This window comes from Novosphingobium kaempferiae (assembly GCF_021227995.1).
Lineage (GTDB): Bacteria > Pseudomonadota > Alphaproteobacteria > Sphingomonadales > Sphingomonadaceae > Novosphingobium > Novosphingobium kaempferiae.
Map to the genome: position 1 here is coordinate 1,845,277 of NZ_CP089301.1, position 18,186 is coordinate 1,863,462.

Annotated in this window: 12 protein-coding genes; 4 read left to right on the plus strand and 8 right to left on the minus strand. The window is 65.8% G+C overall.

What is annotated here, in order from left to right:
• Positions 1-15: 15 nt before the first annotated feature.
• A complete protein-coding gene (locus LO787_RS08535) occupies positions 16-930 on the plus strand; it encodes an ROK family protein (protein WP_232495420.1) in 915 nt (304 codons plus the stop codon).
• Between the two features lie 39 nt (positions 931-969).
• Here LO787_RS08535 and LO787_RS08540 read toward each other — a convergent pair whose 3' ends face one another.
• Genes LO787_RS08540 through LO787_RS08550 form a run of 3 tightly spaced genes read right to left on the minus strand, consistent with a single transcriptional unit; the run spans position 970 to position 7,943 of the window.
• The gene (locus tag LO787_RS08540; RefSeq protein WP_232495421.1) at positions 970-3,018 is read right to left on the minus strand and encodes a beta-L-arabinofuranosidase domain-containing protein; all 2,049 of its coding nucleotides are present in this window, start codon (positions 3,016-3,018) and stop codon (positions 970-972) included.
• A gap of 4 nt (positions 3,019-3,022) precedes the next feature.
• On the minus strand, positions 3,023-5,131 hold the full coding sequence (locus LO787_RS08545) for a glutaminase family protein (RefSeq protein WP_232495422.1): 2,109 nt from the start codon (positions 5,129-5,131) through the stop codon (positions 3,023-3,025).
• 46 nt (positions 5,132-5,177) lie between these two features.
• Positions 5,178-7,943: a TonB-dependent receptor gene (locus LO787_RS08550; RefSeq protein WP_232495423.1), complete on the minus strand. Its 2,766-nt coding sequence runs from the start codon at positions 7,941-7,943 to the stop codon at positions 5,178-5,180.
• Between the two features lie 262 nt (positions 7,944-8,205).
• On the opposite strand from LO787_RS08550, the gene LO787_RS08555 reads away from it, so the two are divergent.
• Positions 8,206-10,467 carry an FdhF/YdeP family oxidoreductase gene (locus tag LO787_RS08555; RefSeq protein WP_232495424.1) on the plus strand — a complete coding sequence of 754 codons (2,262 nt, stop codon included), beginning with the start codon at positions 8,206-8,208 and terminating at the stop codon, positions 10,465-10,467.
• 224 nt (positions 10,468-10,691) lie between these two features.
• On the opposite strand, the gene LO787_RS08560 is transcribed toward LO787_RS08555, so the two are convergent.
• Together LO787_RS08560 and LO787_RS08565 are read right to left on the minus strand one after the other, a co-directional pair.
• Positions 10,692-11,510, minus strand: a complete 819-nt coding sequence (locus LO787_RS08560) for a hypothetical protein (protein ID WP_232495425.1) — start codon at positions 11,508-11,510, stop codon at positions 10,692-10,694.
• 124 nt (positions 11,511-11,634) lie between these two features.
• A complete protein-coding gene (locus tag LO787_RS08565) occupies positions 11,635-12,900 on the minus strand; it encodes a S8 family serine peptidase (protein WP_232495426.1) in 1,266 nt (421 codons plus the stop codon).
• An 86-nt stretch (positions 12,901-12,986) separates the two neighbouring features.
• Here LO787_RS08565 and LO787_RS08570 point away from each other — a divergent pair, with 86 nt between their 5' ends.
• Both LO787_RS08570 and LO787_RS08575 read left to right on the plus strand, forming a co-directional pair.
• Complete coding sequence (locus LO787_RS08570; protein ID WP_232495427.1) at positions 12,987-13,484, plus strand: RNA polymerase sigma factor; 498 nt, start codon at positions 12,987-12,989, stop codon at positions 13,482-13,484.
• Positions 13,481-14,281, plus strand: coding sequence for a transcriptional regulator (locus LO787_RS08575; RefSeq protein WP_232495428.1), 801 nt, complete (start codon positions 13,481-13,483; stop codon positions 14,279-14,281). Before LO787_RS08570 ends, LO787_RS08575 begins: the two co-directional genes overlap by 4 nt.
• Before the next feature lie 505 nt (positions 14,282-14,786).
• On the opposite strand, the gene LO787_RS08580 is transcribed toward LO787_RS08575, so the two are convergent.
• The 3 genes from LO787_RS08580 to LO787_RS08590 all read right to left on the minus strand — a co-directional run bounded on the left by LO787_RS08580 (position 14,787) and on the right by LO787_RS08590 (position 18,004).
• Positions 14,787-15,230 (minus strand): hypothetical protein, encoded by a 444-nt coding sequence (locus LO787_RS08580; RefSeq protein ID WP_232495429.1) that lies wholly within the window; start codon positions 15,228-15,230, stop codon positions 14,787-14,789.
• A gap of 565 nt (positions 15,231-15,795) precedes the next feature.
• On the minus strand, positions 15,796-16,845 hold the full coding sequence (locus LO787_RS08585; protein ID WP_232495430.1) for a glycosyltransferase family 2 protein: 1,050 nt from the start codon (positions 16,843-16,845) through the stop codon (positions 15,796-15,798).
• A gap of 34 nt (positions 16,846-16,879) precedes the next feature.
• Positions 16,880-18,004: a glycosyltransferase family protein gene (locus LO787_RS08590; protein ID WP_232495431.1), complete on the minus strand. Its 1,125-nt coding sequence runs from the start codon at positions 18,002-18,004 to the stop codon at positions 16,880-16,882.
• Between the last annotated feature and the right edge of the window lie 182 nt (positions 18,005-18,186).

An 18,186-nucleotide genomic window follows, 5' to 3' on the forward strand; every position in this document is an offset into this window, starting at 1 on the left:
TAGGATAGGAAGCCGATGAAAGACACGTTGACGCTGGCGGGCGTAGAGCTGGGCGGGACGAAAGTCCTCGTCCTGCGCGCCGAGGGCGCCACCATCGTGGACCGAGAGACGATCCCCACCACTTCGCCCGAAGAGACGCTGGGCAAGGCAGCCACGATTCTCGGTGCGTGGAACGCGCAGCGGCCGTTCGATGCGCTGGGCATCGGCAGCTTCGGCCCGCTACGGCTCGACCGTGCGGCAGCGGACTTCGGGCGGATGTTGCCGACCAACAAGCCGGGCTGGGCGGCCGCGGACATTTATGGCGCGCTGGCCGGTCCCTTCGCCTGCCCGACCGGGATCGACACCGACGTCAACGGCGCCGCCCTTGCCGAACTGCGCTGGGGAGCGGGAGCGAAGGATGCCGTGACGTCGAACGGGCTGTGCTACCTCACGATCGGCACCGGCGTCGGCGGCGGCTTCGCGTTCAACGGCAAGGCGATCCACGGCGCGATGCATCCCGAGGTCGGGCATATCAGCGTGCCCCGTTCGCCGGGGGATGACTTCGCGGGCAACTGCTCGTTCCATGGCGACTGCATCGAAGGGCTGGTCTCCGGCCCGGCCCTCTCCGCCCGCTTCGGAATGCCCGCCCATGCCATCAATGGCGACGATCCGCGCTGGGAGCATGTCGTCAGCGACATCGCCCACCTCGTCACCACGATCCTGCTGACGACGTCGGCTCGGCAGGTGCTCATCGGCGGCGGCGTCGGACTGGCCCGCGCAGCGCTGCTCGATCGCGTTCGGGCCAAGGTGGTGGAGCGCCTGGGCGGCTACCTGTCCTATGTGAATGCAGAGACGATCGGCGGCATCGTCACGGTCCCGGCGCTCGGCGAACTGGCGGGCCCGCTGGGGACGATCGCGTTGGCGCTGGACGCGCTGGAAGCCTCTGACTGACGGAAAGGGAGCCCGCCCCGAAGGACGGGCTCCGACAATTCAGGCCTCGGTGAGCGCCGGAAAGGCGGTCAGCCGCAGCTTGGGCGCACCGTAAGGCAACAGAGCCAGCGTGCGCGCCGCGCCTGCCGCCTTGGCTCCGACCGGCGGCGGCAGCGCCGAGCCGTCCATTTCATCCCACTGCGAAACCTGCGCCATTTGCGCGGACAGCGCCACGGGCGGGTTCGTGCGGGAGAACGGCACCGGTCCGACTTCGCGCTCATGTCGCACGAACTTCGCGTTCGCCGCCATGCCGTAGCGCCACTCGCTCGCCGGAAGGATCGCCCAGTCGGCGGTAAGACCGCGCTGACGCAGCTTCTCCCACTTCTCCTCGATGGGCAGGGAGAATACCAGAGGCCCCTGCTCCACCGTCAGCGCGCCGTTGAAACCGGGCACCTGCCGGGGGCTGTCGTGCAGTTCCAGTTCGACGCGGTCCCCGGCGTGCCATTCCCGCTCGATCCGCGCGAAGGTGCCCGGCTTGGCCGGGTGAGGCTTGCCGTTGACGCGCAACGTGGCGCTCTGCGCCCAGGCCGGGATACGCAGTTGCATCGGGAACGCGACCGGCGACGCCGGGTCCACGGCGATGGCGATGCGGTGCTTGAACGGATAGTCTGTCGTCTCCGCGATCCTGACGCCGACGCCCTTCACGCTCGTCATAACCTCGCAGGGGCCATGGATCGCAGCAACGAGGCCGCCCTCGGCCGAGGCCATCCAAAGACTCGCCGCCAGCTTGGGCCAGCCCTGATGGAAGTTCGCGGTGCAGCAGCCGAAGTGCGGCTCCAGCCCGAACAGGTTCGATTCCGGGCCGTTGGTCGTCCATGGTCCCTTGGCGTGGCTGCACCGGACCTGATTGGGCTGCTGGTCGTACTGGTGCGCCCACATGTCGTCCGAGAACGTCGCGGGAAGCGCGTTGTACGCGATCTTCTCCAGCCGGTCCCCGAGCAGCGGATCGCCGGTGATCGCCAGCGCCAGTTCGAGCGAATACATGCTCTCGACAATGGCGCACAATTCCACGCCCTGACTGGGACTGCGCCCGGCAAGATGCTCGTCGGCGGAGTAGATGCCGATGGGCAGGCCGTGATACCGGTCGAGCATCGCCAGCTGGTGCCCGATGGCGCTCCGGTCCGCCTCGCTTCCCGAGACTACCGACCACACCGGCGAAGCCTTGAGCGCCTGCGCATTGTTGACGCCGTGGACCGACAGCGCCGGATCCTTGAGGCCGTTGGAAACCTCGCCCGGCACGTCCGGCTTGTCGAGGCCGATGGCCGCCTTGTCGGTCTTCGACTTGTAGGGATAGTCCGCGAAGAGGCCCTGCCAGTCGAAGCCCTGCCCTTTCAGCATCTTCGCCAGTTCCAGCAGCCGTGCGTCGCCGGTGCGGTTGTAGAGCCAGATGATGGAGACGACCTCGTCCTGCCAGCGGAAGCGCCCCCAGTCCTGCAAGGGCCGCCCGGCGCCGTCCTTCAACTGGTGGACGAAGTAGTTCGTCATCACCGGAATCACGCGCGGATCGCCGGTCAGCTCATGGTACTGCGTCAGCACCTTGAGCATGACCATGCGCGGCCACCAGTCGTTGTTGCTGCGCGGGCCGAACATCCCGTCGGCACCGGCATTGTCCAATGTCCAGTCGATGAAGCGCTGCGCCTTGGCCTTGAGCGGCGCGGAATCGAGCAGCCAGGCCAGCGGCAGCAGCCCGTCGACGAAGTAGGGGCCGCGTTCCCACGATTCCCCCGTGCCGCCCAGCCAGCCGCTGTTCGGGCCGACATCGGGCCACGTCTCGTCAAGGCGACCGCCCATCCCGGCGGCCTGTATCTCCAACTGTCGTTTGAGCCAGCCGGTCGGCCGGACCGAGCCCAGCGGCAGCAACTGGAACGGCTGCGGCGCAAGCGGCGCGCGGTTGGCGAGCAGCGGCTGCATGGGCGTCGCCGCCTGAGCCGCTGCCTGCGCCCGCACCGAGATCATCGGTCGCGCCGCCAACACCACGCCGAGCGCCGTGCCCAGCTTGAGGACATGGCGACGGTTCGCCGCGCCACCGTGCATCGCTTGCGCCTGCATCGCCTCAGCCTCCCGCCTTGGCAGACTTGCCTGCCCACTTCTTCCAGATCTCCGGCGAGTCCAGCATCTTCACATAGACGCCGCCGACCACTGCGCGCGCCTGGAAGCCGACCTGCGCGCCATCCGTCGTCTCGAACCAGTCGCCCAGCGGCACGCGCGTCGGCGTCGCGGTCATGTAGTGGTAGAGCGGATCGATCAGCGCGTCGAACTGGCGGCGGTCGTCGGACAGCGTCGCGGTCCAGACAATCCAGTCGAGCTTGGTGTAGGTCTTGCGGCTGTCGAGCGGCAGGCCGAACGCCTGCTGCTTGTTGAGATAGAACGCCAGTTCGCTCTGCAGCAGGTCCTTGGGGAACAGGCCGCGTCCGAGGATCTTGTCCCAGACGAGGTTGTACTTCTGGCTCCACGTACCCGGACGGTCGAAGGCGAGCTTGGTATGGTCGCCGTCCTTCGCCATCTCCATCCACTTGCCGGCCATCTGCTGCGCCAGCGCACGGTACTCGGCCGCCACATCGGCCTTGCCGGTCAGCCGCGCCAGTTCGGCATAGGCATCGAGCGCGCTGATCGCCTTGATCGACAGGTTGGCGTTATGTGCAAGGTGCCCGGCGAAATCGTCGGTGCTGAGCTGGTTGTCGGGATCGAGGCCCTTCTCTCGCAAGTACTGGGCCCAGCGGCTCAGCTGCGACCAGTACTTCGTCGCGAAATCGGTGTTGCCCTGGATCTTGCTCATCGCCGCGATCATGATGAGCATGTTGCCGGTTTCCTCGACCGGCATCTGGTCGTCCTCGCTCTGCTCACCGCCGCCGTAGACCTGCCCGTTGGCCTGCGGATAAGTGCCGATATCGTGCGGCGCGAAGGGGAAGCGCCAGCGCGGCATCGCCGAATAGTCCATGATCGGCTTCAGCTGCGCTTCCAGCAGCGCGGGATTGAGCAGCAGGAAGAACGGCGAGGTCGGATAGGTGATGTCCACCGTGGCGATGCAACCGTTGCTGAAGTTCTCCTTGGAGAAATACAGCGGCTTGCCGTCGATATCCGCCACCAGCTTGTGCGCCGCCAGCGTCTGGCGATAGGCAAGCACCGCGAGTTCGGCGTAGTGCCGCCCGCCGACGCGCTCAAGATCGGCCGTCAGTTCCTTGTCGAACGCCTCCGCCTTCTGGCGCAGCGCGGCTTCCTCGCGCTCGGCGGTGACGAGGAGGTCGGCCATCGTCATGCCGTTGCGGCGCCAGTATGCGGGCAGGCGGCGCTTGAAGTACTCGATGGAATCGATGTCGTCGTAGGCCAGCATCGCCTTGCGCGACTGCTCCGCCTTGCCGACCTGCCCGAAGTCGAAGCGCACCGCCATGAGCGGGCGGTTCTGGTGCGCAAGGCGCGGCATCGCGATGTCCTCGGCGCTGGGGAAGCTGCCGTCCTTCAGGAAGACGTCGCGGTCCCGCTCGCCGATGGTGGCGGTGGCAGCGCCCGGCTGCTGCGGCACCGCCAGCTGCGCCCAGCCCCAATCGATGCGCAGATTGTCGCCGACCTTTTTCAGCACCTCCTGCGTGTTGGTGCCGATCCGCATGACGTTCATGTCGCCCACGCGGCTGCTGCCCCACACCACGCTCTGCTGGTCGTTGTCGACCGCCAGCTGTGCGCTCGCGTCGAAGTAGAGCTGTACGTCATGCCGCCGCGCGTCGGTCGAGCGCACCGACCAGCTGAGGTACGTCACCGGGCGCGAGAGCACGTCGAGGTCGTGCGGCAGCGCGGGTGTGAAGAACGTCGCCGTCAGACGCACGCCGCCGCCCTCGTACTCGTAGATCGTGCGCGTTGGCCAGATCGAGCGCGAGATCTGCTTCATCACGTCGCCGCGCCCGCCGCCCATGAAGCGCAGGTTCTTGCCGTCCACCCGCAACCATCCGCTCATCTGCTGCTCGGAGCCGGTCCAGTGGCGCGTGCTCTGCGAGGTCACATCGTCTGTAAGAGACCAGATGCTGAAATACGGATCGTGCGCGACCAGCGGCGTCGCCGGAGTGCGGGCCGTGACCGCCTCCTGCGCGTGAAGCTGCGTGGTGAAGGCGGCGACGACCAGCATCAGCGCCGTTGCATGACGCATGCCCCGCGCCGTCAGAAACCTTGGCATCCCTGTTATCTCCTGTAACGAACTGGTATTATTTGGTTTACCCGGATCAGAAGCGAACGCGCGCGCCCAGCGAATACGTCCGCGCCTCATAGCGGATGTCGCGCGGGTAGCTCTGCGTCTCGGTGAAGTTACGCACGTTCTGGAACGGCACGCCGGTCAGGTTGGTGGCGTCGAACGTGAAGGTCACGAACTCCCACGGCGTCACCGATGCCGAGAAGTCGAGGCGCTGCGTCGCCTTGGTGAACTCGCCCGCGACCGCGTCGGCGGCCTCAGTGTTGTTGTAGAAGTTCACCCAGTCGGTACGGTAGTTGTAGGCAAGGCGCGCCGAGAACGGCCCCTTCTCGTAGAGGAGGTTGGCGTTGTAGGTCCACTTGGAGGTGTTGGGCACGCGCACCATGCGCCCCGCCTCGCCCAGCACGGTCGGCAGCGCCTGCTTGCCGTCGAGATAGGTGGCGTTCAACTGCGTGCCGAAGCCGCTGAGGAAGCCCGGCAGGAAGTTGAAGAACGTCGCGAAGGCCACTTCCGCACCCTGGATACGGCCCTTGCCCGCGTTCTCCGGCCGGGTGACGCGGATCTCCCCGAAGCCCGGCACGTCCTGGAACGTCGTGTAGTTGCTGATGAAGCCCTGAAGGTCGCGACGGAACACTGCGGCGGTCAATGAGCCGGTCGAGCTGAAATACCACTCCAGCGAAGCGTCGTAGTTCTTCGACTGGATCGGATCGAGATCAATGTTGCCGCTGCTGCCGTTGTAGTCGCCCAGATTCACGGAATCGCGGGTGATGAGGAACGCCGGGTTCGTCTGCGAGAACGTTGGACGGGTGCGCGTCTCGGTGAACGAGGTGCGGAATTGCAGCGTATCGGTCAGCTTGGCGCGCAGGCTGATGTTGGGCAGGATGTCGATGTAGTTCTTGCGGTCGTCCACCACGTTGGGCACGCCGTCGAGCGAGCCCTGCCCGGTCGTCCTGATGACCGTGTTGACCACGCGCGTGCCGATCACGCCGTCGATCGGGATGCCGCCGATATCGAAGCCATAATTGACCTGCCCGTAGAAGGCGTAGGACGTCTCGTTGGAGGCGAACTGCGTCGTGTAGGTCGGCAGCGCCGGATCCCAGATTTCGGGCTGCTGGTCCGCGTTGCCGAGGTTGCTGATGCGCAGGCGCTCCTGCGCGAAACGGCGCAGATCCTCGATGTTGTTGAAGATGTCGGAGGCAATCGGCGCATACCATTGCCGGGTCGGCTGCGCGTCGCTGCCCCGGAAGCCCGGCACGATGAGCCCGCCCATGCCGATCGGCGCATCGAGGATCGAAACACCTTGCGCGCGGATGTTTGCATAGCGCGTGCCGTCCGCGAACGTGCTCTTGCGCGTCGTGTATCGGGTGCCGACCTGCAGCTTGGTGATGCCGCTGTCGGCGCCTTCCAGTTCAAGGTCGTTGCGCCACTGCCAGCCGGAACCGCGCCCTTCGCGGCGACGGTCGAAGATTCCGCGGATCACGTAGTTGTTCGGATCGCTGAGGTCGAAGCCGGGCACGCTGAACTCGACGCCGCCGTAGTCGTGGTCGATGTCGAACTCGATGTTCGCCGTCGCCGGATTGCGCGCAGCGAAGTCGAAGCCGTAGTCGGTGAAATAGTTCTTCGTGGTCGTATAGGCGAGGTCGGTCGAGAACTTCGCCCGCCCGAACGTGATGCTGCCGCCGCCCGCGAACTGGTAGGTGTTGGTGGTGCTGTGCGGCACGCCACGGAAGAAGTCGGTGCCGATCGAGCCCTGCCCGTCCGAGATGGTCAGGCTCTTGACCTTGTCCGGATCGTTCTCGTCCAGCACCACATTGCTCAGCACCGGATTGCCCGAGGAGAGGCGCAGCGCCATCTCGTCGTTGCTCTCCCGCCCGCGATAGCCCTGATAGAGCCCTTCGAGGTACAGCTCGATATTGTCGGCGGGCTTCCACTGGAGTGAGCCGTTGACGGAGGGCCGCCAGCGCTTGCCGCGGTTGTAGAAGACGCCCACCGATTCCGGGAACTGGAAGTCACGCCCGACGCCGGGTGTCGCGACCGGCTGCGTGGCATTGGGCTTGACGATGCCGCCGCTGTCCCACCGAGCCGATGTCAGGTAATGGCTCTGCGTGTACGAGAAGTTGATGAGCGCACCGATCTCTCCGATCCCGGTATCCCAGCGGTTGCTGATGAGCAGGCTGGCCTGCGGATCGTACTTGCGCGCCTGATCGCCGTAAGTACCGCGGATGCCGCCCGCGATCTCGAACCCGTCGAAGTCGAACGGACGGCGCGAACGCACGTTGACGAGGCCGGCGATGCCGCCTTCGACCAGATCGGCCGTGGTCGACTTGTAGACCTCGATACCGGCGAGCGAACTCGCCGGGAAGTCCTGGAACGCAACCTGTCGCCCTTCCGCCGTATAGAGTTCGCGGCCGTTGAAGGTGGTGGTGACGTCGGGCAGGCCGCGCACGGAGACGCCGTCCGCCTCATCCTTCGATCGCGTCACCTGCACGCCGGTAATGCGGGCCAGCGCTTCGGCGGCGTTGTTGTCCGGCAGTTTGCCGATATCCTCGGCGGCGACCGCATCGAGGATCTGGAGCGAATCCTGCTTGAGTTCCTGCGCCTTCTGCACGCTGCGGCGAAGGCCGGTGACGACGATGTCGGGGCCTTGCGCTCCGCCGGAACCATCGGCGAGCGAAGGCGGCGCGGCGGGCTCCGCCTCGGCTGAACCATCATTGGGCCCGGCCTGCGCATGGGCGGCACTCGCCGCCAGAACGAGTGCTATCGTGAGCACGGATGCGGAAGACCGGCTTGCGGTACGCATAATCCTCTCCTTTTGCGATGCGTCGATATGCGCGTCTGCGAGAGGGGGCATACACGGCTCAAAAATAATAATAAAGCAATTTGTGTTATAAATCGGGTTTTGATGCGATCCGTGGAATTCCGCGCCTCGGAGCGTTCAAACAGCCGCATTGCCGGAACATTTTCAAGATTTAACTTGTTCAAATATCCCAATCCCTCATTGCGAAGGGCAGGCGTTGTCGGGCGTCATCCGGTAACGACGATCTGGATACGAGTGAGCACCCATGACCGAAACCCGCGAATCTCAAGCTCGCCCTGAAGGCATCAGCGACTACAAGGGACCGGCTGGAGGATGGGGAGCGCTGGGAGCCGTCGCGCGCACGATCCGTGAGCAGATGAAAGTCAGCCTGGACACGCGCGCACTGCTGCAGATGAACCAGCCCGATGGCTTCGACTGCCCCGGCTGCGCATGGCCCGATCCCAAGCACACGTCCTCCTTCGAATTCTGCGAGAACGGCGCCAAGGCCGTAACCTGGGAAGCGACCGTCAAGCGGGTCGATCCCGACTTCTTCGCCCGTCATTCCGCGACGGAGCTGTGGTCCTGGAATGACCATGAACTCGAAAACGCCGGTCGCCTGACCGAGCCGCTGTGCTACGATCCCGAAACAGACCACTACGTCCCGATTACCTGGGACGAGGCGTTCGCGCGCGCGGGCAAGGTCATGCAATCGCTAACCCACGCCGATCAGGCCGAGTTCTACTGCTCGGGCCGCGCATCCAACGAGTCCGCGTTCCTCTATCAGCTCTTCGCGCGCGAATTCGGGACCAACAACTTCCCCGACTGCTCGAACATGTGCCACGAAGCGACCAGTGTGGGCCTGCCCAAGTCCATCGGCGTCGGCAAGGGGACGGTGCTGCTTGAGGATTTCGACCTCGCCGACGCGGTGTTCTGCATCGGCCACAATCCGGGCACCAACCACCCGCGAATGCTCGGTACGCTGGCGGAAGTGTCCAAGCGCGGCGTTCCGATCATCGTCGCCAACCCGATGCGTGAGCGCGGGCTGGAGCGTTTCAAGTCGCCCCAGCATCCAACCGAGATGCTCTCGACCTATTCCACGCCGCTTGCGTCGGCGTACCACATGGTCCGGATCGGCGGCGACATCGCGATGCTCAAGGGCATGATGAAGGCGCTGTTTCGCATGGAGGACGAGCGTGGCGGCGTGCTCGACCACGCCTTCATCGCCGAACATACCGAAGGCATCGACGCGCTGCGCGCCGATATCGAGGCGACCTCGTGGAACTGGATCGAGGCGGAATCCCGCCTGACCCGCGAAGCCATCGAGAGCATGGCGGAAGTCTACGCCCACGCGGAGCGGGTGATCGTTTGCTACGGTATGGGCATCACCCAGCACAAGCACGGCACACAGAACGTTCAGGCCATCGCCAACCTGCTGCTTCTGCGTGGAAACTTCGGCAAGCCGGGCGCGGGCATCTGCCCCCTGCGCGGCCACAGCAACGTGCAGGGCGACCGCACCGTCGGCATCACCGAGATCCCCACCGAGGACATGCTGGAGCGGCTCGACGCCGCGTTCGGCATCGCCTCGCCCCGTCACCACGGCCATAACGCGGTGGAAGCGCTGGCCGCGATGCGGGACGGCCATTCCAAGGCGCTGATAGGCCTCGGCGGCAATCTTGCCGTGGCGATGCCCGATCCCGAGGCCTGTTTCGACGCGGTGCGCAAGCTCGACCTGTCGGTCAGCATCGTCACCAAGTTCAATCGTACCTGCCTGCTACACGCCAAGGAAACGCTTGTTCTTCCGTGCCTTGGCCGCACCGAACTCGACATGCAGGAGGCCGGGCCGCAGTGGGTGACGGTGGAGGACAGCATGTCGATGGTCCATGCCTCGCGCGGGAAGCTCAAGGCGCCGGGGCCGCATGTGCGCTCGGAACCCGCCATCGTCGCGGCACTCGCCAAGGCCTCGATGCCACACACGAAGGTCGACTGGGACGCCCTCGTCGCGGACTACGACCGCATCCGCGACAAGATCGAGGCGGTCTATCCCGACTTCCGCGATTTCAACGTCCGCGTGCGCGAACCCGGCGGTTTCCGCCTCACCATCGGCCCCAGCACCCGCACCTGGCACACGCCGAGCGGCAAGGCGCAGTTCATCGCGCACCCGCATGTCGAGGAGGTGGAACACACGCCGCTGCTGCTCACCACGATCCGCAGCCATGACCAGTACAACACCACGATCTACAGCCTCGACGACCGTTATCGCGGCGTCACCGGTCGGCGCGACGTGATCTTCGCCAACGAGGTGGACATGGCGATGCTGGGCATTTCGGAGGGCGACAAGGTGACCGTCACCTCTAACGCGGGCCGCAAGCTGGAGGGCTTCACCGTGGTGCGCCACGCCATCGCCCGAGGCTCCCTCGCTGCCTATTACCCGGAGGCCAACTGTCTGGTTCCATTGGACGATTTCGATCCGGAGAGCGGCACGCCGTCCTACAAATCCATTGCCGTGACGATCGCCGCAGCGGCCTGAAACGGCCGTTGCCCGGTGGTGTACTGAACTGCACCTAACCGAGCCTGACCTGCACAGACAGGCGCCAAGCCTGCACCGGCGCGTCATTGGCCACGCATGAGAACGCCCCCGGGAGCGAGTGGACTCTCCCGGGGGCGATTTGGCCGCCGCGTATCGGTGGGGGGTGGATTTGACGCGGCGGTGTTTCGGGCACCTTTCTGATGAAGGCTTCCGGGGGGCTGAAGTTACTGCTCGTTGCCGCCGGTGCTGGAACCTGCGCTGGAGCTGGAGCTGGTGCTCGCGCCGAGGCTGACCGAACCGTTCGCGCCGCTCTTCGAGGCCGAGCCGCTGCCCGATCCGGTCACGGTGGCGCTGCGCTTGCCGGCGGTCGCGTTGGCCGAACCGTTGCCCGATCCGGAGACCGAGCTGCCCGACAGGCCGCTCGCGGTATCCTTCGCCGCCTGCACCTTCTCGCTCGCTGCCGAGCGGGCAGCCTGTGCGGTGCCGGTGGCGGTTCCGGCGACCTGCGAGGTCAGGCCCGACGCGTCAGGCAGCGTGCCCGCCCCGGCAAGATTGCCCGCACCGGAAGCCGAACCCTCGGCGCCCGAGCCGGTCAGCGAACCTGTCAGGCCGCCGGAGGCCGATCCGGCGCCGCTGGCAGAGCCGCTGCTGGCGGTCGAACGGGCGGAGTCGACCAGCCCGCTGGCCTGCGAACGTGCGTTGCCGAGCGCGCCGCCGACCGCCGAGGTATCCGGCGCGGAGACCGCCGGGGCCTTCACCGACTTGCTGGCGCGGCCATTGCCACGGCCCTCGGCCCGCGAGGAAACGGTGCGACCGGCGCGCGAGGCGCTGATGTCGCCCGCGCCGTCCGCCGCGCCGCCGATCGAGCTGCCGACGCCGCCAATGGTGCCGCCCAGCGAACCGCCGAGGCCGCCACCGAGGCCACCGCCCAGCATGCCGCCGCCGCCCAGTCCACCGCCGCCGAGCAGCTGCGCATTGGCGACGCCGGGTGCGGCGCTGAGGGCGAGAGTGGCGATCGCGGTCGTGAGAGTGAGCTTGTTCATGGTTGTTGCTCCTTCCTTCAAAGTGGCCCCGCCGGTGTGATCCAGCGTCAGGGGTGTCTGGTGGAAGGAACGGATGTCGATTTCGCTTTCATCCGTGCTGGACTGAAATTTTTTGAAAATTCTTTCAGACGCCCGAGCGGCACACATTGCAGAGCACGCCGCGCCCGGTACGCTTCGCCCCCCGGATCGCCTCGGAATCCGTGGCTTTCACAGCATCCGCCACCGAACCGAGCGTGGCCCTGCGCGCAGCAATCCGCGAAGCCGCCAGCGGCGCCGCATAAGACGTGCCCCGTAGCGAAACCCTCCCCTTGCCGGGCACCAGCGCCGACATGTCCGCCCCCGGCGCGGCGTAATCCAGATGCGTCGCCCGCCCCGCCTCGATCAGCGGACGCCCCGCGCCGTCCACGCCGGTCACGGCGACGACGCCGGGATAGGATGCGGGATAGGCCGCCGGAGCCGCCGCCCCGTCGTTGCCCACGGCGGCGACGATCACCATGCCCTTGCCCTGCGCCGAAGCGACCGCGCGCGCCAGCAGCGGGTTCGCAGGGCCGACCAGGCTGATCGAGACGACCGGCACTCCCTGCCCCTGCATCCAGCCCAGCGCCTTGGCGATGGCCAGCGCATTGCCGCCCGCCGGATCGCCGCCATAGACGTCCGCGCCATAGATCTTCGCGGTGCCCGCCCCCGTCAGCAGCGAGGCGATGGCGCTGGCATGGTCGCTCGCCTTTGGCGCGCCCGCCGCGAAGCCGCGCTGACCCGCAAGACGCTCAGACCCCGAGATGCCGCCGTCGATCACGCCCACGGTACCGCCGCGCGGGAGGGCCGAGGACGACGGTCTCGTATCCACCGGACGCCCCACCTTCCCCGAAGGAAAGTGCAGCTGGTCCGCCGTGATCTCGCGCCCCGGCAGCGCCTTGCGCAAGTCCTTCACTGCCCGGCCCAGCGGCATGTCGGCGGGCGCGCCCAGCCGCGCGTAGGAAACGTCCAGCCCCTCCAGCGCGCCCTGTTCCAGAACCGCATAGCCCTGCCGCCGCGCCGTCTCCAGCGCTGCCGGATCGGGATCGAGCAGCAGCACTTCACCCCGCACGGCTGGCTGGCGTTCGTCGTCCCACTCCACCCGGTCGCCATGATCGGCGACCACGCGGGTCAGCCGCTCCACCCGTTCCCGCGCGAGCGAGCGCACGTCGCGCACCAGATCGCCGACCGGCTCCACCACCGGCGCAGTCACGTCGCGCAAGGTATCGCGCACCCGCCCGATCGCACCCGGCACATCGACCGGCAGTCCGCCGCCCAGCCCGCCACCCAGCTGCGCCTGCGACGGGGCGACCGATAGCAGCGTCGCCAGCCCGATGATGACAGGGGCCATGATGATCAGGGTGCGGTGTCTCATTGCGATGATCCGATAGCAAAAAATTCGTGGCGCTCATGGATGAAACGCGGCAGTCGGTCCGTTTCATCCAGCGGACAAGACGATTCATGAGCCAGGACCGTTTCTGCGAAGAGCTGACCGCCCTGCTGCCGCGCCTGCGGCGGTTCGCGCGTGGCCTGACGCATGATGCGGCCGACGCCGACGACTTGTGCCAGCAGACGGTCGAGCGTGCGCTCAAGTCCCGCCAGTCGTGGCAGGACGGCACGCGGCTCGACGCTTGGGTTTACAGGATCATGCGCAACCAGTGGATCGACGAAGTACGGGCAAGGACGCGGCGTTCGCAGACCTTCACCCATGCGGATGAGGGGATGAACGTGGGCGCGCCTGGCGACCGCGATGCCGAGAACCTCGTGGAACTCGGCAATGTCGGCCGTGCGCTTGCCCGCCTGCCCGAAGACCAGCGCGAGGCGGTGATGCTCGTTCTGGTGGAGGGCTTCGCCTACAAGGAAGCCGCCGAGATCATCGGCGTGCCGCAGGGCACGCTGACCTCGCGCCTCGGTCGGGGCCGCGAGGCGCTGCTGCGCGAACTGGGAGAAATCGCATGAGCGTCACCGACGAAGACCTGACCGCCTATGCCGACGGCGAACTGACGGGGGCCGAGGCCGAGCGCGTCGCCGCCGCCATCGCCGCCGATCCGGCTCTGGCAGCGCGGCTCGACGCGGAAAAGCGCCTGCGCGCGATGCTCGGCGGGCATTTCGATCCCGTGATGACGGAGCCGGTGCCCGAAAGCCTGACGCTGATGATCGCCGCTGCCGCCGCCGACGACGCCGAGCGCGAGATGATCGATACGCCTGCCAGCCCTCCGGCTCCGCAGGAACCCGCGCGCATCCTCGATTTCGCCGCCGCCCGCGCGCGCCGCGAGGCCGCAGCGAAAGCCGCCACGCCGCCGCTGCGCCTGTCGCCGCGCTGGGGCGCAGGCGCGGCCATCGCCGCCTCGCTCGTCCTTGGCCTCGTCGTCGGCACGCAGATGCCGCGCGAAGGCGCGCGCACCACACAGGACGGCGCGCTGGTCGCCACCGGCTCGCTGGCGCGCGGCCTCGAAGGCCGGCTTGCCGCCGACGATACCCCCGGCGACTTGCGCGTGCTCACCAGCTTCCGCCGCGACGGCGGCGACTACTGCCGCGTCTACGAGGCGCGTGCGACTTCCGGCATCGCCTGCAAGGGCAACGACGGCTGGACGCTGGAGCGCGTGCAGGCCACCGGCCAGCGCGAGTCCGGCGAATACCGGCAGGCCGGCTCCACGCAGGGCGACCTCATGGCCGCTGCACAGGCCATGGCCTCGGGCGAGCCGCTCGACGCCCAGCAGGAACGCGCGGCGCGGGCACTGGGTTGGGTGAAGTAGGGGGACGCAGCACGGAGCAAAGGCGTGGGACGCGGGCGCTATCGGTGCAAAGTTGGGCAGGTCAAAACTCGCGCCCTGCCATTATTGACCATTGCGGTCTGCCTGTCGGGGTGTGCGAATGGCGAGCCTCGCACTTGCTCTGCACCGGGCGAAAATTGGCGGCGGCCGCATCCCGGTATAGGTCTGGAAACGATCAGAAATAACGTGAATCTGGACCGGGATGGGCGCGTTTTCTGGAACGGAAGAACCGTTTCAAAGCCATCGTTAATAAGGCTTTTGCAAGCTTCCAGGAATTTGAATCCTCAACCGGACATCTATCTGGAGGCCGAGATGGGAGCACCGTGCGGCGCTCTCGATGAGTTGCGGAAGGAAGTGGCGACGGAATTGGGATGCCACGACGCTAAGGGGCGTTGTGTGGAAGGCCTACCGGATAATCGTCCCTAACCTCGATAATCCGCTTCGTGGCAGCGCATTGTCTGTCGCGAACGTGGTTTGAAGATGCCTGTCAGGCATCGCGATGTACGTAGACGAGTTGCACCCAGTAATCGTTCATCCAGTCCGCATAGCCGAGAAGTCCACGTTCTCGACGTTCGAGTTCAGGCGACCACGCGGCATGTCCCTCATGGAGATCGATCATGGCCTGCATGCGCCACTCCTCGCCCGGTAATGCAAATAGAATCCGGTGCTTCACGTAAGGCGTTACCCCGAAGGCATCGGAGTAATGATCCCTGCGCAGGATGCGGCCATTTGCGACGTGACGGTCAAACAGCCTGAGATAGCGGACCACCACCTCAGGGAAGCGGCCCTTGCCATCGACGAACGATGCCAGCGGTTTTTCACCGGCGAGCATCAAGCCAAGCTCTCTGTTCGTATGGACCAGATATGGCAGAGACCTGAGCAAGTTCGGCAGCATTACTGCTGGATACGCCGTTTCGCCGATGTCCGCCATGAGGGCGGCGCCAACTCCGCGCAAAAGCAGACACGACCGCTTGCCGGGAATGCCGAGTTGATCTGTTGCATCCGAATTGGGTGCGGAAACGAACCTAGCCTCAACGGCCAACGAAGGTCGCAGCGAAATGCGAAGATAAGCAATGCCATGACGCTCAGCGTTGCTGCGAGAGTCCATAACGTAACCCGCAAAAACCTTGTGTCGATGAGCGCTCCGACGCCGAGAACGACAGGCGGAACAAAAAGAAATGCGGGATATATCCATGTAACGGGATGAGGCCCGGGAAGCAGCAGCCGCAGACCCATCGGCGAGAAAGCCAAGGCTTTGAACAGGCTCAGCAGCGCGAAGAAAAACAAAGCGTTGCCATGATCCCGGTCAGTCGACTTTCCATCATTGCGAGCTGACATCATCTGCGTCGCCTGCAAAGGGACGATACTGCGCAACCGCAGTTGGGGGCGGAACTGGAATAGCAGGTTCGCCTGAAAGCTGGCGGCAGCAACCGTCCAGAATCCAAGTCAAGGAGGACGGCATGGGACAACGGCCCTAGCCCCTTGGTCAATGCACCTCAAGCCACGGCGAATGCAGGCTCAGATCGGGCCATGGTACTCTCCACAGGCTCGAACCTCAGCGGCACCGGCGGTTCAGGCATACCGCGCCGGTCCAGCGCTTCCATGATGAACCCCAGCGACCACCCGGCATGCATGGTCATGGCCGCGAGACCCGCCCCGGCCGCGCACCAGCAACGCGCACGCCACCCGAGCATCAAACCCGCCACCAGCGAGCCGAACAGCCAGCACGCCATCGGCACAGCAAGCAACGAGGCCGAAGGCTCCAAGGGCACGATGGCAGACCCGATGCACGCCGTTAAGATCGCGGGGATCACGCCCAGCGGCAGCATCTGCCGCAGCTTCACGGGCGCTGGGTGACGTCTGAGGTTACGCGCACGCCCCTTCCCGTAATTCCGATACTGCCGAAACAGCGCACCCGGCGTACGGCGCGGATGATAGGTGATGGCAGTCTTCGGCTCCAGCCAGATCCTCCCGCCCGCCGCGAGCAGACGCCGGTCGAGTTCGGCATCCTCGTTGGCCGCGAAATTCTCGTCGTAGCCACCGACCCGCATGAACAGTTCCAGATCGAAAAGTGCGTGATGCCCATGGTCTACCCAGGCCCCACGGCCGAGGCGGCGATGTGCCGCTCCCCCCGTGCCCAGCACCGAATTCTGCGCCGCCGCCGCGGCCTTCTGGAAACATGCGTTGCCCTGCGTGACCATCGGCACAACGACCGATGTCGCACCGGTCCGCGCCGCGGATCGGCACAGTCGCTCGACGTAGCGCACGGGATAAGTCGCGTGGGCGTCGATCCGAACCAGCCAGCGATGACCCATCCCATGCCGACGAACGGCAAGGTTCACGGCCGCGCTTTGGATCCGTTTCGGATTATCCAGCAGGAATAGATTGCGATGCCTCTTGGCCAATGCAGCCACGATCGCCCGGCTCCGGTCTCGGCTGCCCCCATCCGCCACGACGATCGTAGCGCCCTGCGCTTCATCCAGAAGACGATCCAGCAGCGATGGCAGGTGCACCTCTTCATTGAGGCACGGCACGACGATGAGCACCCCCACATTGCCGCAGCGCCCCTCTCTCGTCCCATTACTCATCGGCCATCCCCACCACAGCCCGGGCAATCGCGCCCCGCTCACCCGGGGTCTGGTACAAGGCCTCGTGAGGCAGCGCCGCTATCGCAGCGCGCATTCGCGTCCGATCATCGACGGTCAGGGAACCAAGCAATACAGGGAGTTCCGCCACCGGATCGTCCACCAGGATGCCGACGCCCCACCGGCGCAGCCAGCGCCCCGTCTCCACCCTGCGCAGCGCAATCGGCACCGCGCCATGCGCAAGCCCTTCATACAGCCGGTTCGGCAGGAGCCAGTCGGAATTCAGCCCTTCCTCGAAGTAGTCGACCGCCCAGACGAAATCGACGGCCGCATAAAGCTTCGGCAGATCCTGCGACTGGTAAGCACCGAGGTAACGCACTCCGGGCATGCCCGACACAAGGCTTTCGAATTGCGGAAACTCCGCCTCGCTGGGTATGCCCGCGATCACGATTTCCATGGCGCCACGGGATTGCCGCGCCAGCGAGCCAAGTTGCGTCAGCGTCTTGCGACATCGCAGCATCCCGAACCAACCGATCACCAAAGGCCCACCCTCCCTCCGTGGCCGCATGGCGGCACCATGATCGGGCAGGCACTCGGGTACCTTGTTCTCAACCAGCAACACCCCTTCGGACCTGCCCTGCCGCTCGTCGAAGTAGGCGCGCGCAAAAGCCGGGGAACTGACGATGACGAGGTCGGTCCGCGCCAGCAGGCGCTGCTCGATCCTCCGCATCAGTTGCGACGCAGCGCCGGTCCCCAGCAAGAGGCGATGGATGTCGAGACATTCGTAGATCAGCCGCTGTCCCCTTGAACGCACACGCCAGGCAAGGATCAGCATTTCGAGGTTCCGGGCGACGATCACTGACGCATCTGCGCACACCTGCTTTATCGCGTGCGGAAAAAGTAGGTGCCTCAGTATGGTCATCGCACGCTGAAACAGCCGCGCATCCGTCGTCCGCCCGAGGTCCATCATAAGGTGAGCCGCGTGCTCGACGGTCAGTCCGCCAACCGTTGCAGCCCGTCTGCGGAAGCCCCCCAGTCCCACCGACAACCCCTCCATCGCGAACAGATCGACGCGGCGACGAACCGCGGCGTCGTCCAGGTTGTGGACCAGATAGGCCACCGAGACCGCACAAGTTTGCTCCGATCTCATCCGAAAACTCCAAAACTCCGTCTCAAACGGAGGCAACTTCTGTTCCCATCGAGACGGACGATCGACATTCTACTTAGTGTTCATTCGATGGACTTCGCGATGTGTTTAAGAGCCACACGCTCAATACATCAACATCGGATCAGTCCTATTTG